This is a genomic window from Flavobacterium fluviale (assembly GCF_003312915.1).
Taxonomy (GTDB): domain Bacteria; phylum Bacteroidota; class Bacteroidia; order Flavobacteriales; family Flavobacteriaceae; genus Flavobacterium; species Flavobacterium fluviale.
Map to the genome: position 1 here is coordinate 281,410 of NZ_CP030261.1, position 15,134 is coordinate 296,543.

Consider the following 15,134-nt stretch of genomic DNA (forward strand, 5'->3'; position numbering starts at 1 on the left):
TTTATAAAGTAATATTTTTATTTGGAACTATCTGCCCATTAATCCTCCAAGGATAGCAAACACAAAAAACAGTGCATAAATACTTAAAAGGATAATCATTAAAATTCCAAAAAATTTGTAATGTGATTTTAAATAGCCGAATGATTCTGTTAAAGCTGCTGAATCATTATCTCTAAAGGCTTTTTTAGCATTTGAACTAAATTTAAACAAATAATACACTGGAAAGAAGTAAAGAGCTGCCATTAAAAAATAAGCTGCTCCCATAGCCGCACCAAAAGACGCGCCCATACCGCCCATTCCTTGCATTGTGCCAAGTGCAGAGAAAATTGTTCCTGCAAAAACAGCTATTAAAAGTAAAAAGCCGATCCCGATGAAACCGATAATTGATAAGAAATAAGCCCATTTGGCTGTTTCTTTTAAAAAGTCTTTTGCAGTTGAATCTAACTGCAATTCAAATTTTTCAAATGCTGAAATTTCTTCCATTAGGTATAATGTTTTTAGGTTATCAAACAAACATAGGAAAAATATTCTTAAAAATAAATTCTAAAAATAAAAAATCCAAATTCCAAACTAAACCTGAAACCTGAAACCTGAAACTTGAAACCTGAAACTTAAAATTTGGAATTTCCGTAAATAAAAAAAACCATTCACTTTGTGAATGGTTTTTTGAGCCGATAGAGGGACTCGAACCCACGACCTGCTGATTACAAATCAGCTGCTCTAGCCAGCTGAGCTACATCGGCCTATTTTCCGGGTGCAAAGATAAAATTGTTTTTTAATATTCCAAAAAAAATTTCACACCTCTCTCTATAATTAAAAAAACCATCACATTTCTGTGATGGTTTCCGTTGAGCCGATAGAGGGACTCGAACCCACGACCTGCTGATTACAAATCAGCTGCTCTAGCCAGCTGAGCTACATCGGCCTCATTACGGGTGCAAATATAAAGCGGTTTTTCGTTTTCCCAAAATAAATTTGCACTTTTTTACACTTTTTTTTGCTTATAAAGCGTTGATTTTTTCAATCAATTGATTAGCAGTTTGTTCTAATTCAACATTGATTTGTTTGAAGTGTGCTTTTTTATTTTCAACGTTCTTTGCGTTCACTTTTGTAATCAAAGTATCGAATGCAGCAATAGCCTCATCGATCAAAGCATTCGTTTCTGGAGTTGGATTTCCTGTTGTTGACATCTCAAACAAGTAAACTGCCTCAATAATATCTCCTAATACGAAGTTGATGTCTTTCTTTAAATTCTTAACGTTTGCCATTTTTAATATAATTTTAATTTGCGTCTGCAAAAGTACACATAATCCTGAAATTACGTGCTATGAAATGTAAATTTCTAAAATAGAAGCTTTTCCGCTTAAATTAAATGCATTTATCGCAGCTGGAACCAACACAGTATCTCCTTTGATGTACGTGTGTTTAAATCCGTCGTATTCGATTTCGAAACTTCCTTCAATACACATATAAACTGTAAATGTTTCGCCATTTTTAGACACAGTAACTTTATCTTCTAACGGAATAAAATTGGTTGTAAAGTACGGGCAGTCAACAACTGTATTAGATGTGTTTGCTTCAGACTCGTATTTCTTTTGGGTATCTACTTTATTATAATTGATTGCGTCTAGTGCTAAATCAACGTGAAGCTCTCTTTTATTTCCGTTTGCATCTACCCTGTCAAAATCGTATAAACGGTACGTTATATCAGATGTCTGCTGAATTTCGGCAACAACCAAACCTGCTCCAATTGCATGAACGGTTCCTGTTTCTAAAAAGAAAACATCGCCAGATTTTGCTTTCACATCGTCTAAAATCGAAACCAAAGTATTGTCATGTAAATGTTTTAAATATTCCTCTTTACTTGAATTTTCTTTAAAACCAACAATAATTCGTGCATCTGCATCTGCCTGCATTACGTACCACATTTCTGTTTTCCCGAATGAATTATGACGTTCTTTAGCCAATTTATCATTTGGATGCACTTGAATAGAAAGATCCTCTCTCGCATCAAGATATTTAAAAAGCAGTGGAAATTGTTTTCCAAAACGCTCATAAACTTTAGATCCTAAAATTGCGTCTGGCGTTTCATCAATAAGATCCATTAAAGATTTTCCTTTAAGATCTCCATTTGCTACCACGCTTACATCTCCTTCTACAGTAGATAATTCCCAGCTTTCGCCAGTAATTTGAGAAACGATTGGTTTATTAAGAATTGTTTTTAGTTTTTCTCCCCCCCAGATTCTTTCTTTCAAAATCGGTTCAAATTGCAAAGGGTATAAAGTTTGGCTCATTTTTTTTAAAGGTTTTAGGCTAATATTTAAGGTTAATTAATTTTATTCTACTATTATTTATCTAATTTATAATACTAATTCTTTGACTGTTTCCAAGGCTTTTGGTATATGTTTAGCAGCATTTACGCTGTCAAATATCGAAATTACCAAACCATTTCTATCTATAATATATGTGACACGTCCCGGCAGCAGCCCGAACAAATTGTTTCGAACACCAAAAAGTTTTCTTAATCTTTTATCTTGATCCGAAAGTAAAATAAAAGGCAATTGATGTTTAGCAGCAAATTTGTGATGTGATTTTACACTATCACTGCTAATTCCAATTACCTCAGCTCCCAGATCCTTAAAATCTTCATATTGGTCCCGAAAACTGCAGGCTTCTGTTGTACAGCCAGGCGTATTATCTTTTGGATAAAAATAAATCACCAGTGGTTTTCTTCCTAAAACACTCTGGCTTTGAAAAATTTCTCCATGATTGTCTTTCGCAGTAAAATTCGGAACTATATCTCCTATTTTTAATGACATTTTTTATTCTCCTTTATAAGTTACAAAATTGCGGTCGGTTTCGTTCAACACTACTTCTAAATCAAAGTCAGTGTGAATTCGTTGTCTAATTTTATTCCATATCACAACTGCAATATTTTCTGCAGTTGGATTTAAATCTAAAAATTCTGGTACGTCCAGATTTAGATTTTTGTGATCAAACGGAATTTCTACTTCTTCTCGTATAATATCCGCTAATACTTTCACATCTAAAACAAAACCAGTTTCCGGGTCAATTTTTCCTGTAACACTTACTGTTAAACCATAATTATGACCATGAAAATTAGCATTGTTGCATTTTCCAAAAACAGCATCGTTTTTTTCAAATGACCAATCTTTTCGATGTAGTCGATGTGCAGCATTAAAATGTGCTTTTCTTGATATGGTTACTCTCATTCTAGGTTTTTGGTTAGTTTGGATTAAAGTTTATGATCTTCTAAAAAATGATAAAATTCATCAAAAATTATTTTAAACCAAACGGTATATATTTCTGGCTGTTTCTGAATATCGTTTTTTACATCCTCAATTTTCATCCATTTCCAATCTTCAACTTCTTCTGTATTGATATCTGGATTATCATTATAATAACCAATCATTACATGGTCTAATTCATGCTCCGTTAATCCGTTGTCAAAAGGTGCTTTATAAATAAAATGAAACAAATCTTTTAAGTCTGTTTTAAACCCCATTTCTTCAAACAATCTCCTGCTTCCCGCTTCAATATTGGTTTCGCCTTCGCGCTGGTGGCTGCAACAGGTATTTGTCCACAGCAGAGGAGAATGATATTTTTGATGCGCTCGCTGCTGCAGCATTATTTCATTCTGTTCATTTAAAACAAAAACTGAAAATGCACGATGCAAAAGCGCTTTTTCGTGTGCTTCTAACTTTGGCATTAAACCAATCTGCTCATCATTTTGATTGACTAATATTACGTTTTCTTCTGTCATAGTGCTTCTTAATCAAACAAAAATACAAAAAAAGATATGGCTTAAAAATCTTGAATACAATTGTAAAAAATCTAAAACCTCTCCTAATTTTTATTTTTCTGATTTACAACATTATAAATTGAATCTAAAAATTAAAAGCTGTTAAAATTAAGACATAAAAACTAGATTGTATTGTTTTACGTAACTAATAAAAAGTTAAAACACACTTAAAAAAATCTGAATTATTTTAAAGTCAGCTTTTTGAGGCAAATCTCATCGTATCTTTGAGAGACAAATTTTTAAAGCCTCAAAAAAACCTGATTGAATACCTTAAACTTTTACTATTTGTTTATGAAATCAAAAACTCAATTTATCAGCCTTTGCTTTTTATTACCGCTTTTTATTTTACAGGCTTGCGGACAAAACACTAAAAAGCAGACAAAATCGACTTCTATGGAAAATAATATCATTACTAAATCTGGAAATCCTTATTATTCTAATACCGACACTACTAAATTGAATGTTAGTGATGCGGAATGGAAAAAAGTTTTACCAGCAGACGTTTATGCGGTAATGCGTGAAGCGGATACCGAAAGACCTTTTACAGGAAAATATTGGAACACAGACGAAAAAGGAACCTATTACTGCGCTTCTTGCGGTAATAAACTTTTTAGGTCTACAGCAAAATTCTCCAGCAGCTGCGGATGGCCGAGCTTTTTTGAACAAGACGATAAAAAAAGTATTGTTTTTAAAGAAGATAACTCTATCGGAATGGAAAGAATTGAAGCTTTATGCGGTCGCTGCGGTGGACATTTAGGACATTTATTTGATGATGGCCCTGCTCCTACTGGAAAACGTTACTGCATGAATTCGATCGCTCTTGATTTTGTTCCAGATTCTAAATAATTTAATTATGAAAAATATACTTTTAATATGTTTTTTGGCGCTTTCGCTGAATGGCTTTTCGCAAAACAAAAAAACTTCTAATCTCGAAACGATTACACTTGGCGGCGGCTGTTACTGGTGTGTTGAAGCCGTTTACGAAGATTTAAACGGAGTAAAATCTGTCGTTTCTGGATTTTCTGGTGGCAAAAGCGCTAATCCTACTTATGAAGACGTGTCTACTGGACAAACAGGTCATGCAGAAGTGGTGCAAATTACTTACGATAAAAACGTTACTAATATTAATGAAATCTTCAAAGTCTTTTTTACCGTTCACGATCCAACGACTTTAAATCGTCAGGGTGCAGATGTTGGAACACAATATCGTTCTGTAATTTTTTATAAAAATGCCGAACAGAAAAAAGCGGCTGAAAGTATTATTGCAGAGTTAAACAAAGCAAAAGCTTACAAAAACCCTATTGTTACTAAAGTAGAGCCTTTTAAAGCTTTTTATAAAGCCGAAGATTATCATCAAAATTATTATGCAAACAATAAAAACCAGCCGTATTGCAAAATGGTAATTCAGCCTAAATTAGAAAAATTTGAAAAGGTCTTTAAAGACAAACTTAAAAAGAAATAAAATTCACAAAAAAGGGAAATGAATTCAACTTCATTTCCCTTTTCATTTATAGTAATTTTAAAACTATTGTTTTGCCACTTTTTTAAATCGCATCATTGGCACATCGCCCTGAATCAAATTCAGCTTTCCATCTTTGTCAATAGAATAACTGGTAATTTGTTTCATTTGTTTCAAAAACTGCTGTTCGCCGCCTCCTTCACAAAACATCATGGTGCTCGGCCCTGGCTCTCCAAAAGTTAACGTTTTTCCGTTTAAAGTAAATGGGGCGCTGTAGCCATTACATCCATTATTACCATAAACATTTTTTTCTTTTTCATCAAAAGTAATTTGCGGCTTTTTATTTGGATATAATCCTTCAAAAGCAATTCTTGGTCCAGAAATATATTCTAATTCCCAAGTTGTATCGTATAAATTACCAGCACTTTTACCATCTTTTGATGCCATACAAGAAGTCAATAATAAAGTTAAAACTGAAAGAACCGCGAGTGTGTATTTTTTCATAAATGTGTTTTTAAAGATTAATATAATTTGTTTTTTGAAGATTGAAATTCTCTACAAGCATACTTTCTCAATATTCGTGCCTAGTCAAGAGATTTTCTAGAATTTTAATTGATAATAAAATGTAATTCGTGATTCTAAGTTACGTTATTTTATTCAAAACTCTACCAATCAAATATTTAAAATCCCAATTGTGATTGCATTTTTTTTGTAATTTGCATCGATCATAAAAAACCAAAAACATCAATCAAAAACCTAAAAAAAATGAAACAATTTCTCTTATTGTTTGTCTTCTTTCTCAGTTTATCGCAAATTCAATCGCAAGAAAATCTTCCAACAGATTATCTTTCAAAAGAATTCCACAAAGAACGCCGTGAAGCATTTAGAAACCTACTGCCTGCCAATTCTGTTGCAGTAGTTTTTTCATATCCGGAAAGAGTATTTTCAAAAGACATCAATTATAATTTTCACCAAAATCCTGATATGTATTACTTAACAGGATACAAAGAACCAGATGCTGTCTTATTAATTTTTAAAGATGCACAAGGCACCGAGAAATACAATGAGGTTCTTTTTGTACGTGAAAGAAATGCTTCGCAGGAAACTTGGACAGGAAGACGTCTTGGTGTAGAAGGTGCTAAATCTAAATTAGGATTTACGAATGTCTATAACGGAAAAGATTTTAATGATTTTGCTATAGACTTTAAGAAATTTGACAAAATTGTATATGATAAAATTCCAACCGACATTAGAAAAAACAGAACTGGTTTTGATCTTTTCGGCTTAATCGAAACTTTCAAAACTAAAGCTTCTATAGCAGCAGAAAATGAATCTTCTGTTGAACTTTTCAATAACATAACTAATTCTTTAAGAGAAATAAAAACTCCAGAAGAAATAGATTTAATGAGAAAATCGGTAAAACTTTCTTGTATTGCACATAACGAAGTTATGAAAGCTGTTGGTCCAGATATGAGCGAAAACGAAGCAGACGGAATTCATGCTTACGTTCACAGACATTATGGTGCAGAAGGAGAAGGCTATCCGCCAATTGTTGGCGCTGGAGCAAATGGCTGTATTTTACATTACGGAGAAAACAATTCTACAAAAATTGACAATCAATTGTTATTGATGGATGTAGGTTCTGAATACCACGGGTATTCTGCCGACGTTACGCGAACAGTTCCTGCAAATGGAAAATTCAGCGAAGAACAAAAAGCAATTTATCAATTAGTTTACGAAGCGCAGGAAGAAGTTTTTAAAATTTGTAAACCAGGAACTCCTTTTCAGGATTTAAACAAAAAATCCCGAGAAGTTATCGCTGCAGGATTAATTAAATTAGGAATTATTACCGATCCAAAAGATGTTAGAATTTATTACCCTCATGGCTGTTCGCACTTTCTTGGCTTAGATGTACACGACAAGGGTAATTATATGAGTAAATTAAAAGAAAATATGGTATTTACTGTTGAACCAGGTATTTACATTCCCGCAAACAGTAAATGCGATAAAAAATGGTGGAATATTGGCGTACGTATCGAAGATGACATTTTAATTACAAAAGATAATTATGAAAATCTTTCTTCGGAGTCGCCAAGAAAATGGCAGGATGTTGAAGCGTTAGCTAAGCAAAAAAGCACTTTTAATGAAATGAAATTCCCTAAAATATAATTTTAATTTGCCTGAGATTAAAAAAACAAAGCTTCGTTTATAATTTAAACGAAGCTTTTTTTATCTGCTTATATAATTGTTTAGTTTGAAAACAAATCATTCTATTTTTTTAATCTGTGCCAAAAAAACATATTTAAATGAAAGCTAATTTTCACGTACTTTGCATTCATAAATTAGTTTAAAATGAAAGCCCTTACCTTCTCTTCATTTGGAAATTCAGATGTTTTAGAATATATCGAAATCCCAAATCCGCAGTTAAAAAACGATGAGATTTTAGTCGAAATGAAAGCCATCGGATTAAATTTTGCAGATGTATATAGACGAAAAGGAAATTATCATTTAAAAGGAAATCCACCTTTTATTGCGGGTTATGAAGGTGCTGGAATTGTTGTTGACACCAATAATCACTCCGAATATAAAGTTGGAGATCGTGTGGCTTTCGCCGATGTTCCTTTCGCAAATGCCGAATTAGTTGCTGTAAACACCAATCATGTTTTGCCTTTACCAGAAAACATTTCTTTTGAAACCGCAGCATCTGTTTTACTGCAAGGTTTAACAGCGCATTATTTAGCAACTGACAGCCACAAAACTCAAAAAGGAGAAACTGTATTAATTCACGCAGTTGCTGGTGGCGTTGGTCAGATTCTAACACAAATAAGTAAACTTTTGGGTGCGAATGTTATCGGTTTGACATCATCTCCTGAAAAAGCAAAAACTGCATTAAAACAAGGTGCCGACCATGTTTTTCTATATAATGAAGACTGGAAATCGGAAATTTTTAAAGTAATACCAAAAGGCGTTGATGCAGTTTATGACAGCATCGGAAGCACTTTAACTGACAGTTTTGAAGTCACTAAAGAATGCGGTCAAGTTGTTTTCTTTGGAATGGCGGGCGGCGATCCAGAACCTGTAAACCCGAGAATGTTAATGGACACCTCGAAAACTTTAACCGGCGGCGATTTATGGAGTTATTTAAATTCTAAAGAAGAAAGAATCAAAAGAGCCAGTCAATTATTCAATTGGATTATTGATGGTAAAATAAAACTTTCTGAGCCCACCTCTTTTAAATTATCGGAAGGCAAATTGGCACACGATTATTTAGAAAGCAGAAAAAGTACAGGAAAGATTATTTTGATTCCTTGATATTTAATTTTCAGTTTTCAGCACAATCTTGTCATCCTGACGAAGGAAGGATCAGACTTGGAATGTCTTCAATCTTCGTCGAATTTCTTGTGTGATCCTTCCTTCGTCAGGATGACAAATATTATCTACAATTGATTAACTTCAATCTTCGTCAATTCAGATAATTCTAAAATTCTTTCAACTTCATCTTTATTGGCAACAAAAAACAAATAATTGTCTCCATAAGTTTCATAAGTCAATAATTCGAGATTTGATCTTTCTAATTCCGATTGAATGTAAGGAAACAATTCGTGACTATAGGTTTCTTCAGGATATTCGAAGGTAAAATCTTCACCAATTAAATCCGAGATAAAATATTCCGCATCTTCGGGATCAAATTTCCAGTCGCTGTTCCAGGCATCAATACTTTCAAAAAAAGCAAAATGATCTTCTACAATACTGTGATATTCTTTTGCTTCTTTTTTATAATTTTTAAAAAGCTTTTTAGATTGCTTTTTCAGTTCTTTTTCTTCGATATTTCCTCTTGAAACCAATTTTATAAACTCTTCAAAATCTGCTTCTGTCGCTTCTTCATTGGCTAGTAAATTTTCAGTTGAAGGAAGCTCAACAGTTTCTGGAATTTCAAGATCTAAGTACTGGCAGATTCCCTGCAGCACCTTTTTAAAATCTTTAATTCCAATTTGCTGAGTTTCGGTTTTAGGATTATCAATATCCAGTTTTTCGGTATCTAATAATCCTTTTGTGTAATCCAAAAAGTGCGTGCTTGAATATAAAATTTTAAAATCATTTGTTTCTAAACTATTGGTACAGCAAAAGAAAATGATAAAGTTATTGATAACACGTTTCAGATATTTTTTCGTTTCTGGACCTGGTTCAGAATAAAACTGAATATGAATAAAGTCATATTCTAATCCCTGCTGCATAGTTTCTTCAGAAAGTGCTCCAATATCAATCTTTTTATAAAGTTCATTTAAAACTTCATAAGCATTATTGAAACCCGCTTTTTTAATTTCTTCCCTGCCTTCTTCATGATCCAGTGAATACGGAAACGAATAAAGATTCACCAATACAGAATCGTAAATTCCTTTCATCTTAAATTCTATACTATTTGACTCGTGATACAAATAGCCGTAAATGGATTCAATTACATCAAAAGAAATTATAGATTTCGGATCGTTATTTCTATTAAATAAGTTGGAAAAGATATTTATCATGGAAGGCGTTTATAAATTTATAGTAAAAACTTAGTCGTTTGAATATTTAAAACTTTGATTCATTTTATCAAAAGGAATAACATCATTCACAATCGATTCCAGTTCTATATCCGTTAATAATCCTCTTGCAGATTCTTTTATTTTTGGAGAAACATTGATTTCGTACTCAATAATATCGCGCTTCAATATCTCTGATAAAATTTCTTTCTGACGATCAGTCAAATACTTTTGATGAGATTTAAAAACCAATTCCAGCTCACTTCTAAATTCTTCATCACTGAGTTCATTGTAAATATCCTGCTTTGACATATCAATCAATAAAACTTTAAAAATAAAATCCTGAAGGTTTTTTGCTAGATAATTAACTTCATTCATGTCATGCCAGACAAAAACAATTGGCACATCTCCGTTATTTTCTTCATTTAAGAAAAAACAATAATGGTCGCCTCCGCCGCTTTTTGCAAATGGAATAAATTTAAATTCAGAATTGATGTTACGGTAATCCTCAGGATCTCGAAGTTCTTCTATTTCTTCGGCTACAGATTTTAAATTTAGTGATTCAAAATCGTAAGAATGCAAAAGCAAAGGAGGATTCTCTTTCAAGGTAGGATAAACTTCTGCGTACCAATTTGGACCGTATTCTCCAATATTGAGCATTCCGTCGGAATCTAATTGTTTGTATAACTGCGGAAATTCAAATCCGTATTTTTTCTCGATTTCTTGTATGGTCATCTTTGGGGGAGTATTCTATTAAAATCAGAATACTAAGATAACAATCTTTTTACTACACCAAAAATACAGAGGTCAATTATTTCAAGGATTCCGCAATCATTAACGCACATTTTTCACCGTCAATTGCTGCAGAAATGATTCCGCCGGCATAACCCGCTCCTTCTCCGCACGGATACAATCCTTTGATTTGTAAATGCTCATAGGTTATAGGATCTCTCGGAATTCTAACTGGCGATGAAGTTCTGCTTTCTGGCGCGTGTAAAATAGCTTCATTGGTTAAATAACCGCGCATTGATTTTCCAAAATCCTGAAAACCCTGACGCATAATCTGCGTTAAAAACCCGGGAAAAACCTGCCCCATTTCTACAGAAGTAGTTCCTGGAACATAAGATGTTTTTGGAATATCTGATGAAACTTTACTTTGCGTAAAATCAATCATTCTTTGTGCTGGAACTTTTTGAGTCTGCCCCGCCAAATGCCATGCTTTTTGTTCGATACTTTTTTGAAATTCCATTCCGGCCAAAGCGCCGAATTTTGCGAAAGGTTTAAAATCTTCCAATTTTAATTCAACTACAATTCCAGAATTTGCCGTTGATTGGTCACGCTTAGATGGTGACCAGCCGTTTGTAACCACTTCTCCTGGACTTGTTGCACAAGGAGCGATTACACCACCTGGACACATACAAAATGAATACATGCCGCGGCCGTTTACTTGTTTTACGATAGAATATGGCGCTGGCGGCAAATGTTCGCCGCGATAATCACAGCTGTACTGAATACTGTCTATTAATTCTTGCGAATGTTCTGCACGAACTCCTAAAGCAAAAGGTTTTGCTTCTATTAAAATTTTCTTTTTATCTAATAATTCAAAAATATCCCGCGCAGAATGTCCCGTTGCCAAGATCAATTTATTGGCGTGAATTTTATCTCCATTTTGAGTTACAATTCCTTCAACTTCATTGTTTTTTACCAGAATATCACTTACTCGGGTTTCAAACAAAACCTGACCGCCAAACTCGATAATTTTTTCACGAATGTCTTCAATAATTTTAGGGAGTTTATTGGTTCCAATATGTGGATGCGCTTCTACCAAAATATCTTCTGAAGCCCCAAAAGCCACTAAAAGTTCTAAAATTCTAGTTACATCGCCGCGCTTTTTAGATCGAGTATATAATTTTCCGTCAGAATATGTTCCTGCTCCTCCTTCACCAAAACAATAATTTGAGTCTTCGTTTACGATATGTTCCCTGTTAATTGCTTTTAAATCGCGTCGACGTCCGCGAACGTCTTTTCCGCGTTCCAGTACAATTGGCTTTAAACCTAACTCAACTAATTGCAATGCTGCAAAAAGTCCAGCCGGACCAGCGCCGACAACAATAACTTCTTGAGCATTGGAAACGTCTTTATATCTTGGAAGTTCGATTTTGGTTTCCTGAAAAGGTTCGCCTTTTAGATAAATAAGAACTTTTAAGTTAATTTTAATAGCCTTTTGACGTGCATCAATCGAGCGTTTCAAAATAGAAACATGCTGAATTTCTTGCGAAGAAACCTTTATTTGTTTAGACAAATGGTCTTTCAACAATGATTCGTTTGCAGCAATTTCTGGTGTAACTTGAAGTAAAAGTTCTTTAGGCATTTTTTCTTTTTTATTCTATTAGCTTTTCTTTCTATGAAAAGAACATGCAAAAATAGTATTTTGAACTGACTTTATGTAATGAACCGCAAAGTGCGCTAAGTTTTTTTTAGGTATGGTTTTACAAAAATACAAAGTTCACAAAGCTTTGTGTTGATGCAGCTTTGTGAACTTTGTGTTTTCTATAAGTAATGAAAATTAAATCTCAGCGTACTTTGCGGTTAATTATTAAGTCTCAGATTATTTAGATTAAAGATTTAGATTACTAAAGAACAGTTAGACGCACTGCAGTGCGTCTCTACAGAAATAACTCAGAACCTGAGCATCTTAGAACCTTAGAACTTTTTTTTCCAAATAGACTTTGTACCTTTGCAGCTTAAAACCTTAGTACCTTAAGAAAAAAATGTCTAGAAAAATAAAATTGATTTGGGATTTCCGCGGACCGGCTTCTGCAAAAACGGCAGAACATCACGAAATTCATTTAAAAGAATATATTATTATCGAAAAACTACCTTTAAATATCACTGGTTTTAACATCATAAATGACATGCATGCAACAGCATTTATGGTTGTTGAAGAACCCAATATGATTCAGGTGAGAGATGCTTTGAAACCGCATCGAGGGGAAGTTTTTGAAGGTTAAAATTACAATAAAAAAATTCCAAATTCCAGTTGTTTCGAAAACTTGGAATTTGGAATTTATATTTTACTATTTGTTTTTTTGGAATTTGGAATTTGAAAAATTGAAAATTATTATTTTTTTAATTCGCTACTTCACTAATAAATTTAATACGCATTAAACGCAATTCATCAATATCGTAATCGCCATCAAATTCTTTTAGCGCGTCTTCGATTTTATCCGATTCTGATTCCATGAAATAATCGTGAATTTCTTCCTGCTGATCATCATCAAGCATGTCATCAATCCAATATTTGATATTTAGTTTCGTTCCCGAATATACGATTTGCTCCATTTCCTTAATCAAAGTATCCATTGTTAAACCTTTTGCAGATGCAATATCGCTCAATGGCAGTTTTCGATCAATATTTTGAATAATGTATAATTTGTTGGCAGAATTTACTCCTGTCGATTTTACGACTAAATCGTCTGGACGAATAATATCGTTGTCTTCGACATATCGACTAATTAAAGCAACAAACTCGCTTCCGTATTTTTTTGCTTTTCCTTCTCCAACTCCATGAATATTATATAATTCAGTTAGTGAAATTGGATATTTTAAAGCCATATCTTCAAGAGAAGGATCTTGAAAAACAACAAAAGGAGGAACGCCTAATTTTTTAGCTACTTTTTTACGCAGTTCGCGCAGCATGCCCATTAAAACTTCATCGGCTGTACCAGTTGATTTTGATGATGCAACAATTGCTTCGTCATCGGCTTCGCTGTACTCGTGGTCTTCCGACATCATAAACGAAACTGGACTTTGGATAAAATTCAAACCTTCCTGCGTAATTTTAATTACACCATAAGTTTCAATATCTTTAGACAAATAGCCCGAAACCAGAACTTGTCGTAATAATGCCATCCAATATTTTTCGTCGTAGCCGGAACCAGAACCAAAATACGGCTGTGTATCTGTTTTGTGAGCTTTAATAACCGCATTGATGCGTCCTATTAAAGTAAACACAATTTCTTTTGATTTGTAAATATGTTTGGTGTCGCGAACAATTTCAAGCAGCTTAACTACTTGTTCTTTCGCTTCGATTTTGTTTTTAGGATTACGAACGTTGTCGTCCATATCAGCGCCTTCGCCTGTTTCGCTGTCGAATTCTTCACCAAAATAATGGAGCAGGAATTTTCTACGCGACATTGAGGTTTCGGCGTAAGCCACAACTTCCTGTAAAAGTGCAAAACCAATCTCTTGTTCGGCAACTGGTTTTCCAGACATAAATTTCTCTAACTTTTCTACATCTTTATAGGAGTAGTAAGCCAAACAATGTCCTTCTCCGCCATCACGTCCTGCACGACCTGTTTCTTGATAATAACTTTCTAATGACTTTGGAATATCGTGGTGAATTACAAAACGAACGTCTGGTTTGTCGATTCCCATTCCAAATGCAATTGTTGCAACTACCACATCTACGTCTTCCATCAAAAACATGTCTTGATGTTTGGCACGGGTTTTTGCGTCTAAACCAGCATGATACGGAACAGCACTAATTCCGTTTACTTGTAAAACTTCGGCAATAGATTCTACTTTTTTACGACTTAAGCAGTAAATAATTCCAGATTTGCCTTTATGTTGTTTGATAAATCGAATAATATCCGACTCAATATTTTTAGTTTTTGTTCGAACTTCATAATATAAGTTCGGTCTGTTGAATGATGCTTTAAAAGTATTAGCATCAGACATATCCAAATTCTTTAGAATATCTTCCTGAACTTTTGGAGTTGCAGTTGCGGTAAGTCCAATAATTGGCACTTTACCCAATTGCTTAATTATATGTCGCAGATTTCTATATTCTGGCCTAAAATCATGACCCCATTCTGATATACAATGCGCTTCGTCAATAGCAACAAAAGAAATTGGCACACTTTGTAAAAAAGCGACGTATTCTTCCTTGGTTAAAGATTCTGGGGCAACATATAAAAGTTTGGTTAAACCGGAAGTAATATCTTTTTTAACCTGAGCAATTTCTGTTTTGGTAAGAGAGGAATTTAATACATGTGCGATTCCATTTTCTGACGAAAGACTTCGAATTGCATCGACTTGATTTTTCATCAAAGCGATCAGGGGAGAAACAACAATTGCTGTTCCTTCCTGAATTAAAGCTGGTAATTGATAACAAAGAGACTTTCCACCGCCTGTCGGCATAATTACAAAAGTATTTGTCTTACCTAAAATACTTGTAATGACTTGCTCCTGCAAGCCTTTAAATTGGCTAAAGCCGAAATACTTCTTTAATTCTTTATGTATTTCAATTTCGTTTGAATTCATTCTC

General features: G+C 33.7%; 16 protein-coding genes and 2 tRNA genes. 5 read left to right on the top strand and 13 right to left on the bottom strand.

Going from position 1 to position 15,134, the window contains the following annotated elements:
* Positions 1 to 27: 27 nt before the first annotated feature.
* From HYN86_RS01340 to idi, 8 genes are all read right to left on the bottom strand, one after another.
* Positions 28 to 483 (bottom strand): DUF5362 family protein, encoded by a 456-nt coding sequence (locus HYN86_RS01340; protein ID WP_113676447.1) that lies wholly within the window; start codon positions 481 to 483, stop codon positions 28 to 30.
* Positions 484 to 669: 186 nt separating this feature from the next.
* Positions 670 to 743 (bottom strand) — tRNA-Thr (locus tag HYN86_RS01350).
* Positions 744 to 851: 108 nt separating this feature from the next.
* Positions 852 to 925 (bottom strand) — tRNA-Thr (locus tag HYN86_RS01355).
* Between the two features lie 76 nt (positions 926 to 1,001).
* Positions 1,002 to 1,268 carry a hypothetical protein gene (locus tag HYN86_RS01360; RefSeq protein WP_012022371.1) on the bottom strand — a complete coding sequence of 89 codons (267 nt, stop codon included), beginning with the start codon at positions 1,266 to 1,268 and terminating at the stop codon, positions 1,002 to 1,004.
* Between the two features lie 57 nt (positions 1,269 to 1,325).
* Positions 1,326 to 2,294, bottom strand: a complete 969-nt coding sequence (locus HYN86_RS01365) for a type I phosphomannose isomerase catalytic subunit (protein ID WP_113676449.1) — start codon at positions 2,292 to 2,294, stop codon at positions 1,326 to 1,328.
* A gap of 66 nt (positions 2,295 to 2,360) precedes the next feature.
* On the bottom strand, positions 2,361 to 2,819 hold the full coding sequence (locus HYN86_RS01370) for a peroxiredoxin (RefSeq protein ID WP_113676450.1): 459 nt from the start codon (positions 2,817 to 2,819) through the stop codon (positions 2,361 to 2,363).
* Positions 2,820 to 2,822: 3 nt separating this feature from the next.
* A complete protein-coding gene (locus HYN86_RS01375) occupies positions 2,823 to 3,233 on the bottom strand; it encodes a 6-carboxytetrahydropterin synthase (protein ID WP_113676451.1) in 411 nt (136 codons plus the stop codon).
* Positions 3,234 to 3,256: 23 nt separating this feature from the next.
* The gene (gene idi / locus HYN86_RS01380) at positions 3,257 to 3,784 is read right to left on the bottom strand and encodes an isopentenyl-diphosphate Delta-isomerase (protein ID WP_113676452.1); all 528 of its coding nucleotides are present in this window, start codon (positions 3,782 to 3,784) and stop codon (positions 3,257 to 3,259) included.
* A gap of 330 nt (positions 3,785 to 4,114) precedes the next feature.
* On the opposite strand from idi, the gene msrB reads away from it, so the two are divergent.
* Together msrB and msrA are read left to right on the top strand one after the other, a co-directional pair.
* On the top strand, positions 4,115 to 4,669 hold the full coding sequence (gene msrB, locus HYN86_RS01385; RefSeq protein WP_113676453.1) for a peptide-methionine (R)-S-oxide reductase MsrB: 555 nt from the start codon (positions 4,115 to 4,117) through the stop codon (positions 4,667 to 4,669).
* Between the two features lie 7 nt (positions 4,670 to 4,676).
* Entirely contained in the window at positions 4,677 to 5,285 is a 609-nt protein-coding gene (gene msrA, locus HYN86_RS01390) for a peptide-methionine (S)-S-oxide reductase MsrA (protein WP_113676454.1), read from the top strand.
* Between the two features lie 63 nt (positions 5,286 to 5,348).
* On the opposite strand, the gene HYN86_RS01395 is transcribed toward msrA, so the two are convergent.
* Complete coding sequence (locus HYN86_RS01395; protein WP_113676455.1) at positions 5,349 to 5,786, bottom strand: META domain-containing protein; 438 nt, start codon at positions 5,784 to 5,786, stop codon at positions 5,349 to 5,351.
* A 261-nt stretch (positions 5,787 to 6,047) separates the two neighbouring features.
* On the opposite strand from HYN86_RS01395, the gene HYN86_RS01400 reads away from it, so the two are divergent.
* Positions 6,048 to 7,451 carry an aminopeptidase P N-terminal domain-containing protein gene (locus tag HYN86_RS01400; RefSeq protein ID WP_113676456.1) on the top strand — a complete coding sequence of 468 codons (1,404 nt, stop codon included), beginning with the start codon at positions 6,048 to 6,050 and terminating at the stop codon, positions 7,449 to 7,451.
* A 183-nt stretch (positions 7,452 to 7,634) separates the two neighbouring features.
* Entirely contained in the window at positions 7,635 to 8,594 is a 960-nt protein-coding gene (locus HYN86_RS01405) for a quinone oxidoreductase family protein (protein WP_113676457.1), read from the top strand.
* A gap of 125 nt (positions 8,595 to 8,719) precedes the next feature.
* Here the strand turns inward: HYN86_RS01405 and HYN86_RS01410 are convergent, their stop codons facing one another.
* The 3 genes from HYN86_RS01410 to HYN86_RS01420 all read right to left on the bottom strand — a co-directional run bounded on the left by HYN86_RS01410 (position 8,720) and on the right by HYN86_RS01420 (position 12,176).
* Positions 8,720 to 9,808, bottom strand: coding sequence for a DUF6630 family protein (locus HYN86_RS01410; RefSeq protein ID WP_113676458.1), 1,089 nt, complete (start codon positions 9,806 to 9,808; stop codon positions 8,720 to 8,722).
* A gap of 30 nt (positions 9,809 to 9,838) precedes the next feature.
* Positions 9,839 to 10,540 carry an SMI1/KNR4 family protein gene (locus tag HYN86_RS01415; protein WP_113676459.1) on the bottom strand — a complete coding sequence of 234 codons (702 nt, stop codon included), beginning with the start codon at positions 10,538 to 10,540 and terminating at the stop codon, positions 9,839 to 9,841.
* 76 nt (positions 10,541 to 10,616) lie between these two features.
* Positions 10,617 to 12,176 carry an NAD(P)/FAD-dependent oxidoreductase gene (locus HYN86_RS01420; RefSeq protein WP_113676460.1) on the bottom strand — a complete coding sequence of 520 codons (1,560 nt, stop codon included), beginning with the start codon at positions 12,174 to 12,176 and terminating at the stop codon, positions 10,617 to 10,619.
* A 400-nt stretch (positions 12,177 to 12,576) separates the two neighbouring features.
* Here HYN86_RS01420 and HYN86_RS01425 point away from each other — a divergent pair, with 400 nt between their 5' ends.
* Positions 12,577 to 12,816: a hypothetical protein gene (locus HYN86_RS01425; RefSeq protein ID WP_113676461.1), complete on the top strand. Its 240-nt coding sequence runs from the start codon at positions 12,577 to 12,579 to the stop codon at positions 12,814 to 12,816.
* Positions 12,817 to 12,934: 118 nt separating this feature from the next.
* Here HYN86_RS01425 and recQ read toward each other — a convergent pair whose 3' ends face one another.
* Complete coding sequence (gene recQ / locus HYN86_RS01430; RefSeq protein WP_113676462.1) at positions 12,935 to 15,130, bottom strand: DNA helicase RecQ; 2,196 nt, start codon at positions 15,128 to 15,130, stop codon at positions 12,935 to 12,937.
* Positions 15,131 to 15,134 lie beyond the last annotated feature (4 nt).

What these genes read in the sequence shown, in the direction of transcription:
- msrA (WP_113676454.1), top strand. Translation starts at nt 4,677, where the DNA reads ATGAAAAATATACTTTTAATATGTTTTTTGGCGCTTTCGCTGAATGGC.
- idi (WP_113676452.1), bottom strand. Translation starts at nt 3,784, where the DNA reads ATGACAGAAGAAAACGTAATATTAGTCAATCAAAATGATGAGCAGATT.
- msrB (WP_113676453.1), top strand. Translation starts at nt 4,115, where the DNA reads ATGAAATCAAAAACTCAATTTATCAGCCTTTGCTTTTTATTACCGCTT.
- HYN86_RS01410 (WP_113676458.1), bottom strand. Translation starts at nt 9,808, where the DNA reads ATGATAAATATCTTTTCCAACTTATTTAATAGAAATAACGATCCGAAA.
- HYN86_RS01370 (WP_113676450.1), bottom strand. Translation starts at nt 2,819, where the DNA reads ATGTCATTAAAAATAGGAGATATAGTTCCGAATTTTACTGCGAAAGAC.
- HYN86_RS01375 (WP_113676451.1), bottom strand. Translation starts at nt 3,233, where the DNA reads ATGAGAGTAACCATATCAAGAAAAGCACATTTTAATGCTGCACATCGA.
- HYN86_RS01395 (WP_113676455.1), bottom strand. Translation starts at nt 5,786, where the DNA reads ATGAAAAAATACACACTCGCGGTTCTTTCAGTTTTAACTTTATTATTG.
- HYN86_RS01415 (WP_113676459.1), bottom strand. Translation starts at nt 10,540, where the DNA reads ATGACCATACAAGAAATCGAGAAAAAATACGGATTTGAATTTCCGCAG.
- HYN86_RS01425 (WP_113676461.1), top strand. Translation starts at nt 12,577, where the DNA reads ATGTCTAGAAAAATAAAATTGATTTGGGATTTCCGCGGACCGGCTTCT.
- HYN86_RS01360 (WP_012022371.1), bottom strand. Translation starts at nt 1,268, where the DNA reads ATGGCAAACGTTAAGAATTTAAAGAAAGACATCAACTTCGTATTAGGA.
- HYN86_RS01365 (WP_113676449.1), bottom strand. Translation starts at nt 2,294, where the DNA reads ATGAGCCAAACTTTATACCCTTTGCAATTTGAACCGATTTTGAAAGAA.
- HYN86_RS01405 (WP_113676457.1), top strand. Translation starts at nt 7,635, where the DNA reads ATGAAAGCCCTTACCTTCTCTTCATTTGGAAATTCAGATGTTTTAGAA.
- HYN86_RS01340 (WP_113676447.1), bottom strand. Translation starts at nt 483, where the DNA reads ATGGAAGAAATTTCAGCATTTGAAAAATTTGAATTGCAGTTAGATTCA.
- HYN86_RS01400 (WP_113676456.1), top strand. Translation starts at nt 6,048, where the DNA reads ATGAAACAATTTCTCTTATTGTTTGTCTTCTTTCTCAGTTTATCGCAA.
- HYN86_RS01420 (WP_113676460.1), bottom strand. Translation starts at nt 12,176, where the DNA reads ATGCCTAAAGAACTTTTACTTCAAGTTACACCAGAAATTGCTGCAAAC.
- recQ (WP_113676462.1), bottom strand. Translation starts at nt 15,130, where the DNA reads ATGAATTCAAACGAAATTGAAATACATAAAGAATTAAAGAAGTATTTC.